This is a genomic window from Planosporangium spinosum (assembly GCF_049999945.1).
Classification (GTDB): Bacteria; Actinomycetota; Actinomycetes; order Mycobacteriales; family Micromonosporaceae; genus Planosporangium; species Planosporangium spinosum.
In genome coordinates this window covers 1-15,300 of record NZ_JBLYUB010000007.1, presented here as the reverse complement: position 1 = coordinate 15,300, position 15,300 = coordinate 1, and the positions used below count along the sequence as shown (strand labels likewise).

General features: G+C 71.8%; 13 protein-coding genes and 1 tRNA gene. 1 reads left to right on the top strand and 13 read right to left on the bottom strand.

Going from position 1 to position 15,300, the window contains the following annotated elements:
- Positions 1-14: 14 nt before the first annotated feature.
- From ACNTMW_RS11610 to ACNTMW_RS11555, 13 genes are all read right to left on the bottom strand, one after another.
- The gene (locus ACNTMW_RS11610; protein WP_426633474.1) at positions 15-1,160 is read right to left on the bottom strand and encodes a bifunctional RNase H/acid phosphatase; all 1,146 of its coding nucleotides are present in this window, start codon (positions 1,158-1,160) and stop codon (positions 15-17) included.
- Entirely contained in the window at positions 1,157-1,894 is a 738-nt protein-coding gene (locus tag ACNTMW_RS11605) for a zinc ribbon domain-containing protein (RefSeq protein WP_426633473.1), read from the bottom strand. The genes ACNTMW_RS11610 and ACNTMW_RS11605 overlap by 4 nt, the downstream gene beginning before the upstream one ends.
- Complete coding sequence (locus ACNTMW_RS11600) at positions 1,891-2,826, bottom strand: Nif3-like dinuclear metal center hexameric protein (RefSeq protein WP_426633472.1); 936 nt, start codon at positions 2,824-2,826, stop codon at positions 1,891-1,893. The genes ACNTMW_RS11605 and ACNTMW_RS11600 overlap by 4 nt, the downstream gene beginning before the upstream one ends.
- Positions 2,827-2,887: 61 nt before the next feature.
- Positions 2,888-4,120, bottom strand: coding sequence for a helix-turn-helix domain-containing protein (locus ACNTMW_RS11595; RefSeq protein ID WP_426633471.1), 1,233 nt, complete (start codon positions 4,118-4,120; stop codon positions 2,888-2,890).
- Between the two features lie 345 nt (positions 4,121-4,465).
- Complete coding sequence (locus tag ACNTMW_RS11590; protein WP_426633470.1) at positions 4,466-5,614, bottom strand: AI-2E family transporter; 1,149 nt, start codon at positions 5,612-5,614, stop codon at positions 4,466-4,468.
- A 30-nt stretch (positions 5,615-5,644) separates the two neighbouring features.
- The gene (locus tag ACNTMW_RS11585) at positions 5,645-6,829 is read right to left on the bottom strand and encodes an MFS transporter (protein ID WP_426633469.1); all 1,185 of its coding nucleotides are present in this window, start codon (positions 6,827-6,829) and stop codon (positions 5,645-5,647) included.
- Between the two features lie 130 nt (positions 6,830-6,959).
- Positions 6,960-7,073, bottom strand: coding sequence for a Sec-independent protein translocase family protein (locus tag ACNTMW_RS34300; RefSeq protein ID WP_483428537.1), 114 nt, complete (start codon positions 7,071-7,073; stop codon positions 6,960-6,962).
- A 133-nt stretch (positions 7,074-7,206) separates the two neighbouring features.
- Entirely contained in the window at positions 7,207-7,386 is a 180-nt protein-coding gene (locus tag ACNTMW_RS11580) for a hypothetical protein (protein ID WP_426633468.1), read from the bottom strand.
- Between the two features lie 545 nt (positions 7,387-7,931).
- Positions 7,932-8,003, bottom strand: a tRNA-Val gene (locus ACNTMW_RS11575).
- A gap of 222 nt (positions 8,004-8,225) precedes the next feature.
- Positions 8,226-8,687, bottom strand: coding sequence for a peroxiredoxin (locus tag ACNTMW_RS11570; protein WP_426633467.1), 462 nt, complete (start codon positions 8,685-8,687; stop codon positions 8,226-8,228).
- Positions 8,688-8,910: 223 nt separating this feature from the next.
- Positions 8,911-9,345, bottom strand: coding sequence for a DUF3052 domain-containing protein (locus ACNTMW_RS11565; protein WP_426633466.1), 435 nt, complete (start codon positions 9,343-9,345; stop codon positions 8,911-8,913).
- Between the two features lie 134 nt (positions 9,346-9,479).
- Complete coding sequence (locus ACNTMW_RS11560) at positions 9,480-11,936, bottom strand: thiamine pyrophosphate-dependent enzyme (RefSeq protein WP_426633716.1); 2,457 nt, start codon at positions 11,934-11,936, stop codon at positions 9,480-9,482.
- 72 nt (positions 11,937-12,008) lie between these two features.
- The gene (locus ACNTMW_RS11555) at positions 12,009-12,413 is read right to left on the bottom strand and encodes a YjbQ family protein (RefSeq protein WP_426633465.1); all 405 of its coding nucleotides are present in this window, start codon (positions 12,411-12,413) and stop codon (positions 12,009-12,011) included.
- Between the two features lie 102 nt (positions 12,414-12,515).
- Here ACNTMW_RS11555 and aceE point away from each other — a divergent pair, with 102 nt between their 5' ends.
- Positions 12,516-15,254: a pyruvate dehydrogenase (acetyl-transferring), homodimeric type gene (aceE, locus tag ACNTMW_RS11550; RefSeq protein WP_426633464.1), complete on the top strand. Its 2,739-nt coding sequence runs from the start codon at positions 12,516-12,518 to the stop codon at positions 15,252-15,254.
- The last annotated feature ends 46 nt before the right edge of the window (positions 15,255-15,300 follow it).

Below are 15,300 nucleotides of genomic sequence, written 5' to 3'. Positions count from 1 at the left end.
GTCACCATCCGACGTCACGCGATCCCCGGCAGGTGGCCCGTCTCGTTGACGCCGCGCACCGCGATCCCGCCGTCCGGCCAGAAGTCCACGGTGGACAAACCGGCCGGGTCGAGATAGCAGCGGTGCAGGAAGGCCGGGCCGGCGGCGAGCGCGTCCCGCAGCACCAGTTTGATCGGCGACACGTGGCTGACCACGACGACCCGGCCGCCGGGGTACTCCGCGCGCAGCCGCTCCACCGCCCGGCTCACCCGCCGCGCCACCTCGTCGAACGACTCGCCGCCGGGCGGCGGATGAGCCGGCGACGCCAGCCATTCCCGCATCTCGTCCGGCCAGCGCTCGCTCACCTGCGCGAAGCTCAGCCCCTCCCAGGCACCGAAGTCGCACTCCACCAGGTCGGCGTCGGTGCGCACCGGCACGCCCCCGGCCGCCTGCGCGACCAGTTCGGCGGTGCGGGTACACCGACTCAGCGGCGAGGTGACGACGGCGGCGACCGGCTGTGCCGCCACCCGCTGCGCCGCCGCCCGCGCCTGGGCGAGGCCGTGGGGGGTCAGCGCCGCCTCACCCCGGCCCGAGTACAGCCGGCGCACGGTGTACTCGGTCTCACCGTGGCGGACCAGGATCAGCCGGGTGGCCGGTCCGGTCGGCGGCACCCAGGACCCGGTGCCGGCCGGCGCGGCGGCCGCGCGGTTCGTGCTGCTCGTCGGTTCCGTGGCCGCCGGCGCGGTGGCGGCGGCCACGGGAGCGGGATCCGCTGGCGCGGGCCGGCCGTCCATCGCGGCGTTGGCCAGCGCGTCGGCCCGCTTGTTGCGCTCCCGCGGGATCCAGGTGAACGTCACCGACCGGAACCGGCGGACCAGGTCGGCCGCCTGCGCGGCGAGCGGACGCAGCCCCGGATGCTTGATCTGCCACCGGCCCGACATCTGCTCCACGACGAGTTTGGAGTCCATCCGGACCTCGACCGAGTCCGCGCCCAGTTCGGCCGCGGCCGCCAGGCCGGCGATCAGCCCCTGGTACTCGGCGATGTTGTTGGTGGTGACGCCCAGCGCTCCGAGCCGCTGTGCCAGCACCTCGCCGGTGTCCGGGTCAAGGACGACGGCGCCGTACCCGGCGGTGCCCGGGTTGCCCCGCGAGCCCCCGTCGGCTTCGACAACGAGCTTCACAGACCGGACTCCTCGGTACGGACCATGATGCGTCCGCACTCCTCGCACCGTACGACCTCGTCCGCCGGGGCCGTCTTCACCCGGGACAGTTCGCTGCCGAACAGTTCCAGCCGGCAGGCGCCACAGCGGCCGGCGCGCAGCAGCGCGGCGCCGATACCGCTCTGTTCCCGGATCCGCTCGTACAGCGCCACCAGGTCGGCCGGCAGGTCGGACGAGAGCGGCGCCCGGCCGGAGCGGCGGAACTCCTCGTCCCGCGTGATCTCCGACAGCGCCTCGTCGCGGCGCCGCTCGACCTCGTCGCGCTGCTGGCGCAGCGCGATCAGGCGCTGGTCGATCTCGTCCAGGGTGCCCTGGGCGGACTCGCGCTGCTCCATCAGCTCCAGCTCGGCGTCCTCCAGCTCGCCCTGCCGGCGGGCCAGCGTGCCCAGCTCGTGCTGCAACGCCTCCAGCTCCCGCGCCGGGCCGGTGCCGGCGTCCAGCCGGGTCTGGTCCTTGGCCGCCCGCGCGCGTACCTGGTCGACGTCCTTCTCCAGCCGGGCGATGTCGCGGTCGAGGTCGTCCACGCCGACCTGGACGCGTACCCGCTCGTCCTCCAACGCGGACAGGTCCCGCGCCAGCCGATCCAGCTCCGCGTACTCCGGCAGGGTCTTGCGCTTGTGCGCCAGCTGCGCCAGCGTCGTGTCGATCGTCTGCAGGTCGAGCAGGCGGCGCTGGGCTTGCGGGTCGGCCTTCATCGGCGGAGCTCCTCGGGTGTCGTCTGCGGTCCGCGCGCGGTGTCAGCTGCGTGCGACTGCGATCCTCGCAAGTCGCGGTCCTCGCGCTGCGCCGTGGTGATGGTGGGAGAGCCAGCGTGCAACGTCCACGGATCGGTGTCGAGGTCGGAGACGACCGTGTCGACACCGAGCGCGCCGCGCAGGTGGCCGGCGACGTCGTCGAGCCACGGCCGTTCGGTGGCCCAGTGGGCGGCGTCGAGCAGGGCCGGCCCGCCCTCGGACAGGAACTCGCTGGCAGGATGGTGGCGCAGGTCGGCGGTCAGGTAGGCGTCCACACCGGCCGCGACGGCATCGGCGAGGAAACCGTCGCCCGCACCACCGCACACCGCCACGGTTGCTATCTTGCGCCCCGGCACTCCGGCGGCCCGCACCCCCCACGCGGTCGCCGGCAGCGCCCGCGCCGCGAGGTCGGTCAGCTCGGCCAGCGTGACCGGCTGCGGCAACCGGCCGATCCGTCCGGTACCGCGCCCGGCGCCGGCCGCGACGCCCGACGCCGGGCGCAGGGGCCGCAGGTCGACCAGTCCCAGGCGCGCGGCGAGGGCGTCGGAGACGCCGGGGTTGGCGACGTCGGCATTGGTGTGTGCGGTGTACAGCGCGATCCCGGCGCGGATGAGCCGGTGGATCAGGCGACCTTTGTACGTGGTGGGCGCGATCGACGACACCCCACGCAACAGCAGCGGATGGTGCGCCACGATCAGGTCGGCGCCGCCCGCGACGGCCTCCTCGACCGTCTCGGGCACGCAGTCGACGACGCACAGGACCCGCCGCACCGGCGCTTCGGGCTCGCCGAGGACGAGGCCGACGCGGTCCCAGTCCTCCGCCCAGGCCGGTGGGTAGCGCTCCTCGAGGACGGCTACGACGTCGGTCACGGTGGGCGGCTGGGCGACGGTCACGGGCGAGACGCTACCCCACTGACGGTTACCGGTCAGCGCGGTGCGACCACCGGCGCCCCGGCTACGCCGCCACCCCCATGTTCTCGGCCAGCTCCGCGAGGGGCGCCGGCGGCGTACCCCGGCTGCGGCGCAGCACGTCGGTCAGCACCTCGCGGGCGATCGGCCGGCAGCGGATCTCCGACGGGGCGAGCCGGTCACCCTCCAGCAGCATCTCGCCGGCCCCGTCCACGTCGCCGATCTGGGCGTACCCGCGGGCGAGGTCGAGAAAGTGGTGCGCCCGCCGCTCGGGCAGCAGGGCGCCGAAGCCGTACCGGTCGATGCGGCGGTGGGTCTCGACCGCGAGCTTGCCCTCACCCAGTTCGACGGCGGCGGCCGCCCGGTGCAGCTGCACGTTGGTCGGACCGAACGAGGTCCAGTAGTGGTTGTGGTCGCCGCCCAGCGCGCGGGCCGCCTCGTCGGCGCCGGCGAGCAGGTCCCGTACGGATGCGGTGTCACCGATCCGCGCGGCGGCGATGGCGCCCTGGAGCAGCAGCATCCCGTACACCGACAGCCGCTCCGGCGTGGCGGGCTTGCCGTCGGAGCCCGGGGCTAGCCGGTTGGCGACGTTGACATTGACCTCCAACGCCGGGCGGGCCCGGCCGAGCGCCAGCAGCGACAGCGCGACCCGGTAGGTGGCGACCCCGGCGAGCAGCGGGTCGCCCGAGCGCTGCGCGGCGGCGATGGCCCGGTCGGCCGCGAGCCACGACAGCTCGTGCTCGCCGAGCTTGCGCAGGGTCGAGGAGGCGAGCTGGTATACCTGCGCCAGCAGGTGGGCGGCGGTACGAGCCTCCTCGGTACCGGCGTACGCGGTGTCGGCCGCCTGGGCGTCGCGCAGCAGCTTGGGCAGCGCGCGGGTGAGCATGCCGCACTTGGCGTGCTGGTAGGTCAGCCAGGCGTGGTTGACGGCCTTGTGCATCTGGGCCAGCGGCGGCGGCTCGGACGGCGCGTGGAAGAACGCGCTGATCTGGTCGTAGCGCTCCAGCGCGGCCCGGATCTCCTCGACCTCGACCTGGTCGACACCGCTGACGCCGTCCGGGCGCCGCTCCGGCTCCTTGCCGAGCAGCAGCTGCACGTCCACCTGGAGGACGTCGGCGATCTCGTAGACCACGGAGAACTTGTCGAGCCGGCGGACCCCCCGCTCCACCTTGTCCACCCAGCTCTTGGATTTGCCCAGCCGGTCGGCGAACACCTGCTGCGACATCTTGCGTCGCCCACGCCAGTACGCCACACGGCGCCCGATCGGCAGCTCCTCCATCTCCGTGCGCTCCCTCCCCTGCCCGGCAGCCGTGCCCTCCGGACTCCGGTCGGGTCATACCGCCCTCGGCGGCCGTCGTCCCGGTTCACACATGTATGAGCGGCGGCATCCGGTGGACGCCTCCGCGTCGGATGCGCGGTGCCGCTGGAGTGTGTTCCCCACCGGTAAACGATCTAGCGGCGATACCGGTGACGCTCGATATGCCCGCCACGGCGATCCGCCCCACTCTAGACCGCGGAGAATGTCGCTGGCCGGGACTGTGAGCGACCGCGCACCCCGCGCCACCAGGAGATAGCCGATCGGATGACGGCGATCGCCGGCCAGGCTCCGGCGCCGCCCGGGGCCTCAGGGACGCTCGGGCGGATCAGCCGCCCGTGCGTCGCCGGCCGCCGTCCGTACGTCGTGGGTCGGCACCGCCCGTACCTCGTCGGCCGCCACCGCCCGCGCGGTCCGCCTGGCCCGCCGTTGCGCCCACACGTCCCGGGCGATGATCTGGATCATGCCGGCGACCGGGATCGCGAGCAGGGCACCCAGGATGCCGGCCAGTTCGGTGGCGATCAGGATGCTGACCAGTACCGTCAACGGATCGAGCTGCACCGTGCGGGACAGGATCACCGGCTGCAGCAGATGGTTCTCCACCTGCTGGTAGACGACGAAGAACACGACGACGACGATGCCGGCGGTCAGCGAGTGGATGAACCCCGCGAGCGCCGCGACCACCGCGCCGAGCGTCGCGCCGACCAGCGGAATCAGGTCGGCGATGGCCACGAACAGCGCGATCAGCCCGGCGAAGGGCACCCGCAGCACCGCCAGCACCGCGTAGGTCAGTACCCCGCAGATCACGCTGATCAGCAGGTTGCCGCTGATGTACCCGGTGACCGTACGGGCGCAGTCGCGGCCGACGCGGTGGATGCGCTCGGCGCGCGGCGGGTCGAACAGCGAGAGGAACCCGTTCACCACCCTCGGCCCCTCCAGCACCATCAGGTACGAGAGCACGAAGACGGTGATGACACCGACCACGGTGGTGGCCGCCCCGCGCAGGAACGCCAGCGTGGGCGCGCCCAGCCCGGACAGGTACTCACGGAGCTGACCGCTGTGCTGCTCGGCGTACTGGCGCAGGTGGAACCGGTCGATCAGGCCGCCGAGCGGCCCCCGGCCGGCGCGAGCCTCGTGGATCATGCGCGGCAGCTCGTCGACGAACTGGCCGGCCTCCCTGACCAGCGGTGTCACGAACAGGGCCACGAGCCCCCCGAGGATCAGAAACACCAGGACGAAGACCAGCAGCGTCGACAGCCACCGCCGGCACCAGGAGGCACGGCGCTCCACCCAGGTGACCAGGGGGTGCAGCGCGGTGGCGAAGAACCCGGCAATGACGATCCAGGTGAGCACCCGGCGGGTCTCGTACACCAGGAACAGGCCCAGGGCGGTGAGCAGCACCAGCCCGATGACGGTCAGGGTAGTGCGGGCGGGCGTCCGGGCGCTCGGCGTCGTCACCCTACGGCTACTCCCCGTGGCCGGCATCGATCAAACGTCACCGGTGCGGGGGCGCAGCTGCGGCGCGAGGACGCTGATGGCGGCGGCCAGGACGATCAGGACGAGGAGGGCCCGGCCGAGGCCGGCGTGGTCGGCGAGGAAGCCGATGAGCGGAGGCCCGATGAGGATGCCCGCGTACCCGACGGTGGAGACGGCGGCGATGGCGTCGGTCGGGCGGTCGGGCGACTCGCCGGCGGCGCTGATCGTGGCCGGGAAGATCAGGCAGACCCCGAGCGCCCAGGCCGTCGCCCCCACGAACGCCAGCGGGGTCCACGGGCCCAGAACGGTCAGCGCCACGCCGGCCGCGATCGTCAGACCGCCCACGCGTGCCGCGCCGTGACGGCTCAACCGGCGTGTGATCGGCGTACCGGCGAACCGCCCGGCCGCCATGGCGCCGGAGAAGACCGCGTACCCGGCGGCGCCGAGCGAGTCGCCGGTGTGCCGCTCGTCGACCAGGTACAGCGCGAGCCAGTCCGCCGCCGCCCCCTCGATGACCACGGCGCACAGCGTGATCGTGCCGATGATGACCAGCCGGCGCGTCACCACCCGCGACCACGCCGCCCGCCTACCGGTCGCGGGCTGCCGCGCGGTCTCCCGGTCCGGGATGTGCACCCGCAGGGCACCCAGTACTAGCAGCGCACCGACGACCGTGACCAGACCGAAGTGCACGGGCACCGGGATGCCGGCGCGCGCGGCCAGCCCGCCCAGCGCGGCGCCGACGATCCCGCCGACGCTCCAGCAGGCGTGGTAGCGGGGCATCCACTCCCGGCCGGCGCGCTGCTCGACGGCGCTGCCCTGCACGTTCATCGACACGTCCCACGCGCCGAAGAACATGCCCCACACGAACAGGACCGCGCCCAGGGTGTACAGCGACGGCGCGACCGCGAGCGCGAAGACCACCGCGCAGCAGGGCAGGGCGGTGACCGCGACCGCCGTACGGCTGCCCAGGCGGCGGCACAGCCAGCCGGTCGCCGGCATGGAGACCAGCGAACCCAGGCCCGGGGCGAGCAGCACCAGGCCCAGTTCGGCCGGGCTGGCGTGCAGCCGGTCGCGGATCGCCGGGATCCGGGACACCCAGGTGCCGAGGAGCACACCGCTCACGGCGAAGACCAGCGCGGTGCCCAGCGCGGCCCGGCGCAGTCGGGCGTAGGTCAACTCGCCCCCAGAGACCACCATCGAAAGATCATCACCTGCCGTACGGGTACAGGCAAGCGGCCAAGGCCTCGGACGGTAAGGAGCGCAATGGCATTTCGGGTGTTACGCGGATGACCGTAACCGCCGGTCCGCAACTGGGAGGGCGGTCGTGCTAGGTCTGGTCGTGGTGCCGACTGACCGACCAGAGCGCCGCACCGATACCGGCACCCAGAATCATCACGATGACCAGAATCAGCATGAGGTGCCACAGCCGGATAGCTCCCATGCCCGAATGATACGGGTCTATCTAACTGGCGTCGTCTGCGCACGGATGCCGTTATCCGCCCGAAGATCCGGCGCCCGACCGGAGATCCGGCGCGCCACCCGAGATCCCGGCGTACTACCGGAGACCCGGCGCGCTACCAGCGACGGCCCCGCCGACGGGCCGACAGCAGCCGCCGCCCCCGCTGGACGGCCCGGTCGACCGCGGGCAGGACATCGTCGGTGATCGGCCTGGTCACGGCCTCCACCGCCCACCGGTCCAGGGCCATGGCACCGGTCACGGCCTTCACGACCCAACGGTCCAGCGACTGCAGCACAACGGCAGCTTAGGCGGTAAGTGCCATAAAAGGTAACTAACCATCATTAGTGGGATGTAAGACTCATAATCGACGGTACCGATGCCGGCATGACCTCGCGTCACGCACGCCTCGCGGAGGGCTCCGCATCCGCTCACGTGCCGGCAACTGGAGCATCGGGATGGCAGCGGGGCAGGGGACGCTACGCGCGTCGAGCTCCGATGGCGATCAGGCCTGCGGCAGGCAGGGACAACGGGGGTTCATCGGTACACCAGGCGCATTCGGCAGCAGCCAGCGCACCACCCTTCGCCCGCAGCAGCAGCTCACCGGCCGCATCGCCCGACATGCCACGGCGAGCGTTGACCTGGAGCGGGCATACGCGCCGAGTGTTCACCATCCAGCGCAGCGCCTCCCCCACACCTGATTCCCAGACAGCCACTCGCACCCGGCGTCCCCCGGCGGTTGGCGAGCCACAACTGGCCGGGTGCATCCACGGTCGACGGAACGCAGCGGCGAAGATCGGGATAAAGCACGATGACCTGGGCAGACACCCAGGTCATCCGGTGTGGGCGCGGCTGGGTTCGAACCAGCGACCCTCCGCTTGTAAGGCGGATGCTCTTCCACTGAGCTACGCACCCGGAATCGGCGGTTAGCTTACCTTGCCGCGCGAGGATACCGCCTCCGCGCCGCGCTGCTCCACCGGCACACCGCCCCGCCCCGTTCCCCGCGCCACACCCAGCACCAACGCCGCGCGGCTCCCGCCGCACCGCCCCACCGTGATCAGGGAGAGTCCGTGGGGCCATGACCCCACAAAGTCTCCCCGATCACGGGAAAGTCGCGCCTCGGGGAGGCGTGCAGCGTCAGGCGAGCTCGGCGAGCACCTTGCGCCACGCGCCCTGGTCGCGAGGCTCGCCGGGCTCGTTCATCTCGGCATAACGGATAATTCCGTCACGGTCGATCACGAACGTACCCCGGTTGGCGAAGCCCTTGTCCCGGTTGAACACGCCGTACGCGTGCGCCACCTCGCCGTGCGGCCAGAAGTCCGACAGCAGCGGGAACTCGAAGCCCTCCCGCTCGGCCCAGATCTTGTGGGCGAAGACCGAGTCCACGCTGATCGCCAGTACCTGGACGCTGTCGCTCTGGAAGTCACCGATGTTGTCCCGCACCTGGCAGAGTTCACCCTGGCAGACGCCGGTGAACGCGAGCGGGTAGAAGACCAGGAGGACGTTCTTGCTACCTCGGAAGTCCGCGAGCCGGACGTCCTGGTTGTTCTGGTCCTTGAGGACGAAGTCGGGTGCCTGCGCACCCACCTCGAGCGGCATGTCTTCTCCTACGGTCGCCGGAATGCCGGCCGGCCACCGGAGCGTCGCCACCAGCGGGCGGACAGCTTCCAGTGACCGGGCATCGGACACGGTCGCCTAGAGGATACGGGCGCCGGCACCAGGACGGGCCGCCGGCCATCGCGGACCAGCGCCAGGACGGGCCGCCGGCTATGGCTGGCCGGCGGTCCGCGAAGGCCCGAAAGCTCCGAAAAAGGCGGGGACGTCAGCGCTGCTTGGCCCGGGCACCCCTCGGGACGACCAGGCGAGCCGCCGTCCAGTCCCGGCCGGCGTTGACCGTGGACGTCTGCTGCAGTCCAGCGGTCGGCGCCGACTCGTTGATCTCGCTGGGCTCGACGTGCCCCTCACGCCCGGCCTTGGGCGTGAGAAGCCACACCACGCCGTTGTCGGTCAGCGGGCCGAGGGCGTCGATCAGCGTCTCGACGAGATCACCGTCGCCGTCGCGCCACCACAGCAGCACGGCGTCAACCACCTCGTCGGTGTCCTCGTCCACCAGTTCGCCACACCGGTCGATCAGCGCGTCGCGGAGATCTTCGTCGACGTCATCGTCGTACCCCATCTCCATAACGACCATGCCCGGCTCGATCCCGAACCGGTCCGCCAGGCTCCTCACCTCGGCCTGGCCCGCGGTCGCGTTCACTGTCTGGTGCCTCCCTGTCTTGTCACGTCTAAGCAGCAGTATCCACTTCTCCGGCGCGGTCGTGGACGCTGTTAGCGCGTAGTCCACACAGTTGGGGCGCCCGGCGCAAGTGGCTCACCGAACGAACAGAAAAATCAACGCGCCAGTAGCGACCTCGCCGCCTGGACGATCTGGTCCTCGGATACCAGCACCTGCGCCGAGGCCGGGCCTAGCGGAATGAACGAGTCTACTGCGGCGACCCTGCGCGCCACCCCTACGTACCCGGTGTCGACGAGCGCGGCGAGCACCCCCTCGCCGACCCCGCCGCTGCGGCGGGTCTCGTCGACCACCAGGACCCGACCGGTGGCCGAGGATTCCCGGATGATGTCGGCGATCGGCAACGGCGACAGCCAGCGCAGGTCCACGACGCGGCTGCCGATTCCCTCGGCGGCCAGCCGCGCGGCGGCGCGCAGTGACAGCCGGACCCCGTTGCCGAAGGTGATGATGGTGAGGTCCTGGGTCGGGCCGTGTGGGTACACCCGGGCCCGGCCGATCGGTACGTGGGCCTCCGACCACCGCCCGGGCGGCAGGTAGTCGGCCAGCCACTGCCCGTCACCGTCGGCGTGCAGGTCGCGGGTGTGGTAGAGGGCGATCGGTTCCAGGAACACGCACACGCTGCCGTCCACGACCGCGGTCGCGAGGCAGGCGCGCAGCAGCGGCCCGGCGTCCTCGGCCCGGGCCGGCACGGCGACGACCAGGCCGGGGATGTCGCGCAGCACGGCGACGGAGTTGTCGTTGTGGAAGTGGCCACCGAAGCCGGACTGGTAGGCCAGGCCGGCGATCCGGACGACCATCGGGTTGCGGTACGCGCCGCGGGAGAAGAACTGCATCGTGGCGGCCTCGCCGCGCAACTGGTCCTCGGCGTTGTGCAGGTAGGCCAGGTATTGGATCTCGGGCACCGGCAGCATGCCGCCGAGGCCCGCGCCGAGCCCGAGACCCAGGATCGACGTCTCGTCGAGCAGCGTGTCGAAGACCCGGCCGACCCCGAACCGGTCGCGTAGCCCCTTCGTCACCCCGTACACGCCGCCCTTGGCCGCGACGTCCTCACCGAAGATGACCATCTGCGGGTACGCCAGCAGCGCGTCGGTCAGCGTCGCGTTGATGGTCTGGGCGAGGGTGAGCCCGCCGGCTTCCTCCGGCAACCGCCCGCCGAAGGCGCCGATACGGGCGGCGCTGCTGGCCATGCCAGCCCCGATGGTGACCGCCCGGACCCGCGTCGGCTCCGGCGCCTCGGCCCGCTCCGGCTCCCGCCCGTCGGCCGGCTCCGGTGGCTCGGCGACCTCGACCGGCTCCGGCGGATCGGCGACCTCGGCCGGCTCCGGCGCCTCGACCGGCTCCGGCAGGTCGGCGACCTCGGCGGCGGGGGCGGCGAGCCGGGTGGCGGCCTCGGCGACGGCGCGGGCGACACGCACCGGCCGCCGGGGCGCGAGCGGGGCGGTCACCTCGCCGGCGGTGGCGAGCTTCGGCTCGGCGAGCACCTCCTCGGCGGCCCGGCGCACCGCCCAGCCGATCTCGTCGTACCGGGCGAGCAGCTCGGCCGGGCTGGCGAGGCCGGCCCGCACCAGCAACCGCGCGGTGACGAGGACCGGATCGCGGTCGAGGTCGGCCATGATCTCGGCCCGGCTGCGGTAGGCCAGTTCGGCGTCCGCGCCGGCGTGCCCCATCAGCCGCACCATGGACAGGTGCAGCACGGCGGGGCGCCGGTGCCGGCGCACCCAGGACGCCGCCGCCACGGCCGCGTCGTACGCCGCGGCCACGTCGCAGCCGTCGGCGGCGAAGTACCGCAGGCCGGGCCGGCCGCGCAGCACCTGCGCCACCCAGCCGGCCGGGGAGCGCACGCTGATGCCGATGCCGTTGTCCTCGCAGACGAACAGCAGCGGCAGCGGCAGCCCGGTGTGCGCCGACCAGCCGGCGGTGTTCAGGCCGGCGAGGGCACTGGCGTGGTTGACCGAGGCGTCACCGAAGGAGCAGACCACCAGCGCGTCGCGGGGCCAGGCGGTGGCCGGGCCGCCCAGCCGGGAGATCCGCCGGCCGCGTTCGACGGCGTAGGCGACGCCGACGGCGCGGGGCAGGTGCGAGCCGATGGTCGAGGTGGTCGGTACCACGTGCAGGTCGGCGTTGCCGAAGACCTTGTGGCGGCCACCGGCGATCGTTTCCTTCGCCGAGGCGACGATCCCCCGCAGTACGTCGCGGATCGCGTCACTGCCGGTCACCTGGGCGGCGCGGGCGCAGTAGAACGCGCCGGACCGGTAGTGCAGCAGCGCCGGGTCGCTGGCGCGCAGCGCGGCCGCGACCGCGGCGTTCCCTTCGTGTCCGGCCGAGCCGATGGTGTAGTAGCCCTGGTCGAAGCTGCGCAGCCAGCGGGCGGCGAGGTCGAGGTGCCGGCTGGCGAGCTGCGCGTCGAACAGATCCCGGGCCTGTGCACCGGTCAGGGCGGTCCCGTCGTGTACGGGTGCGTCCGGGTCGCGTTTCTCGTCCGCCGGAGCCAGCCCGCCGAGGACCGCCCGGAAGCGCTCATCGAGATCTTGGGGCATGGTCACGACGGACAGCATCTCCGAAGCGACGTCACCCGTGCCAGTCCGGCCGTCCCTGTCCCGATCCACCGGCTCACCCCTCCCGGAAGCTCACCCCGGCAGGAAGGAGAAGCGCACCTGCCGCGTCGGGTTGTCGACATTCGGGTCGACCAGGCAGATCGACTGCCAGGTACCCAGGGCCAGCTTCCCCCCGATGACCGGCAGGGTGGCGGACGGCGCGACGAACGCCGGCAGGACATGGTCCCGGCCGTGCCCGGGTGAGCCGTGGCGGTGCCGCCAGCGGTCGTCGGCGGGCAGGATGTGGTCGACCGCGGTGAGGAGATCCTCGTCACTCCCGGCGCCGGTCTCGATGATCGCCACCCCGGCGGTCGCATGCGGGACGAAAACGTGCAAAAGACCGTCCCCACGCCCGGCCACGAACTCGGCGGCCTCCCCGGTGATGTCCCGCACCGCGGGCCTCGAACCTGTCCGAACCGTTATTACCGATGAGTACATGTGTTGATTGTCCCAATTCGTCCAGCTGAGCCGCGTGACGGAATCCGCGACACCGTGCAGGATGGTCGGTGAGCCTTACCAGACACAACCTAAGGAACGCCTGTGTCCACCGAACGCAAGCGCCCGGTAATCAGCGACGGCCTACCCAGCCAGTTGCCGGACATCGACCCGGACGAGACCAACGAGTGGGTCGAATCCCTCGACGGCGTCGTCGACGAGCGGGGCGCCAAGCGCGCGCGGTACGTCATGCTGCGCCTGCTCGAGCGCGCCCGGGAACGTCAGGTCGGTGTGCCGCCGCTGACCACGACCGACTACATCAACACCATCCCGCCGGAGCGGGAGCCGTGGTTCCCCGGTGACGAGTTCGTCGAGCGGCGCATCCGGGCCTACATCCGGTGGAACGCCGCGATGCTGGTCCACCGGGCGCAGCGCCCCGAGATCGGCGTCGGCGGGCACATGTCGACGTACGCGTCCGCGGCCAGCCTGTACGAGGTCGGGTTCAACCACTTCTTCCGCGGCAAGGACCACCCCGGCGGCGGCGACCAGATCTACTTCCAGGGCCACGCCTCGCCCGGCATCTACGCCCGGGCGTTCCTGGAGGGCCGCCTGTCGGCCGACCAGCTCGACGGGTTCCGCCAGGAGCTGTCGCACCCGGGCGGCGGCCTGCCGTCGTACCCGCACCCGCGGCTGATGCCGGACTTCTGGGAGTTCCCGACGGTCTCCATGGGCCTCGGCCCGCTCAACGCGATCTACCAGGCCCGGTTCAACCGGTACCTGCACCACCGCGGCATCTCCGACACCAGCCAGCAGCACGTCTGGGCGTTCCTCGGCGACGGCGAGATGGACGAGGTCGAGTCGCTCGGCCAGATCGGCGCGGCCGCCCGCGAGGAGCTCGACAACCTCACCTTCGTGATCAACTGCAACCTGCAGCGCCTCGACGGCCCGGTGCGCGGCAACGGCAAGGTCATGCAGGAGCTGGAGGCGTTCTTCCGGGGTGCCGGCTGGAACGTCATCAAGGTCGTGTGGGGTCGCGAGTGGGACCCGCTGCTGGCCGCCGACACCGACGGCGCGCTGGTCAACCTGATGAACATCACGCCCGACGGTGACTACCAGACCTACAAGGCCGAGTCCGGGGCGTACGTGCGCGAGCACTTCTTCGGCCGCGACCCGCGGACCCGCAAGATGGTCGAGCACCTGAGCGACGATGAGATCTGGAACCTCAAGCGGGGTGGCCACGACTACCGCAAGCTCTACGCCGCGTACAAGGCCGCGATGGAGCACACCGGCCAGCCGACGGTCATCCTGGCCAAGACGATCAAGGGCTGGACGCTCGGCTCGCACTTCGAGGGCCGCAACGCCACCCACCAGATGAAGAAGCTGACGCTCGACGACGTCAAGCTCTTCCGCGACCGCCTCTTCCTGGAGATTCCCGACAAGGCGCTGGAAGAGAACCCGTACCTGCCGCCGTACTACAAGCCGGCGGACGACTCCGACGAGATGGAGTACATGCGGGAGCGCCGTCGCCAGCTCGGCGGTGGGGTCCCGGCGCGTCGTACCACCACGATCCCGCTCGCACTGCCGGGCAAGGACGCGTACGACTCGATCAAGAAGGGCTCGGGCAAGCAGAAGGTCGCCACCACGATGGCCTTCGTCCGGCTCCTCAAGGACCTGATGAAGGACAAGAACATCGGCAAGCGGTGGGTGCCGATCATCCCGGACGAGGCCCGCACGTTCGGCATGGACGCGATGTTCCCCACGGCGAAGATCTACTCGCCGTTCGGGCAGAACTACACCCCGGTCGACCGGGAGCTGTTCCTGTCCTACCGGGAGTCCGAGACCGGGCAGATCCTGCACGAGGGCATCAACGAGGCCGGCTCGGTGGCCTCGTTCACGGCCGCCGGTACGTCGTACGCGACGCACAACGAGCCGATGATCCCCGTGTACATCTTCTACTCGATGTTCGGATTCCAGCGCACCGCCGACGGGCTGTGGGCCGCGGCGGACCAGATGGCCCGGGGCTTCCTGCTCGGCGCCACGGCCGGGCGTACCACGCTCAACGGTGAGGGCCTGCAGCACGAGGACGGGCACTCGCTGCTCATCGCGGCGACCAACCCCGCGGCGGTGGCCTACGACCCGGCGTTCGGGTTCGAGGTCGCCCACATCGTGGAGGACGGGTTGCGCCGGATGTACGGCGAGAACCCGGAGAACATCTTCTACTACCTGACGGTCTACAACGAGCCGATCTCGCAGCCGGCCGAGCCGGCCGACCTCGACGTGGACGGCCTGCTGCGCGGCATGTACCGCTACAGCGCCGCCCCGGCGACCGACGGTCCGAAGGCGCAGCTCCTCGCGTCCGGTGTGGGCGTCCAGTGGGCGCTGAAGGCGCAGCAGCTGCTGGCCGAGGACTGGGGGGTGGCCGCCGACGTGTGGTCGGTGACCTCCTGGACCGAGCTGCGCCGCGACGCCGTGGCGGCCGAGGAGTACAACCTGCTGCACCCGGGCGAGGACGAGCGGGTGCCGTACGTGACCGAGAAGCTCGTCGACGCGGCCGGTCCGGTCGTCGCGGTCAGCGACTACATGCGGGCCGTGCAGGACCTGATCTCGCGCTGGGTACCGGGCGACTACACCTCGCTGGGCACCGACGGGTTCGGCATGTCCGACACCCGGCACGCGCTGCGCCGCCACTTCCACGTCGACGCCGAGTCGATCGTCGTGGCGACGCTGCGGCAGCTGGCCCGCCGTGGCGAGGTCCGTGCGTCGGCCCCGGCCGAGGCGGCGAAGAAGTACGCGATCGACGACGTGAACGCCGCCCCGGTCGGCGAGACCGGCGGCGACTCCTGATATCCGCGGTCGTGGACACGTGGACCGGTCATGACCGGTCCACGTG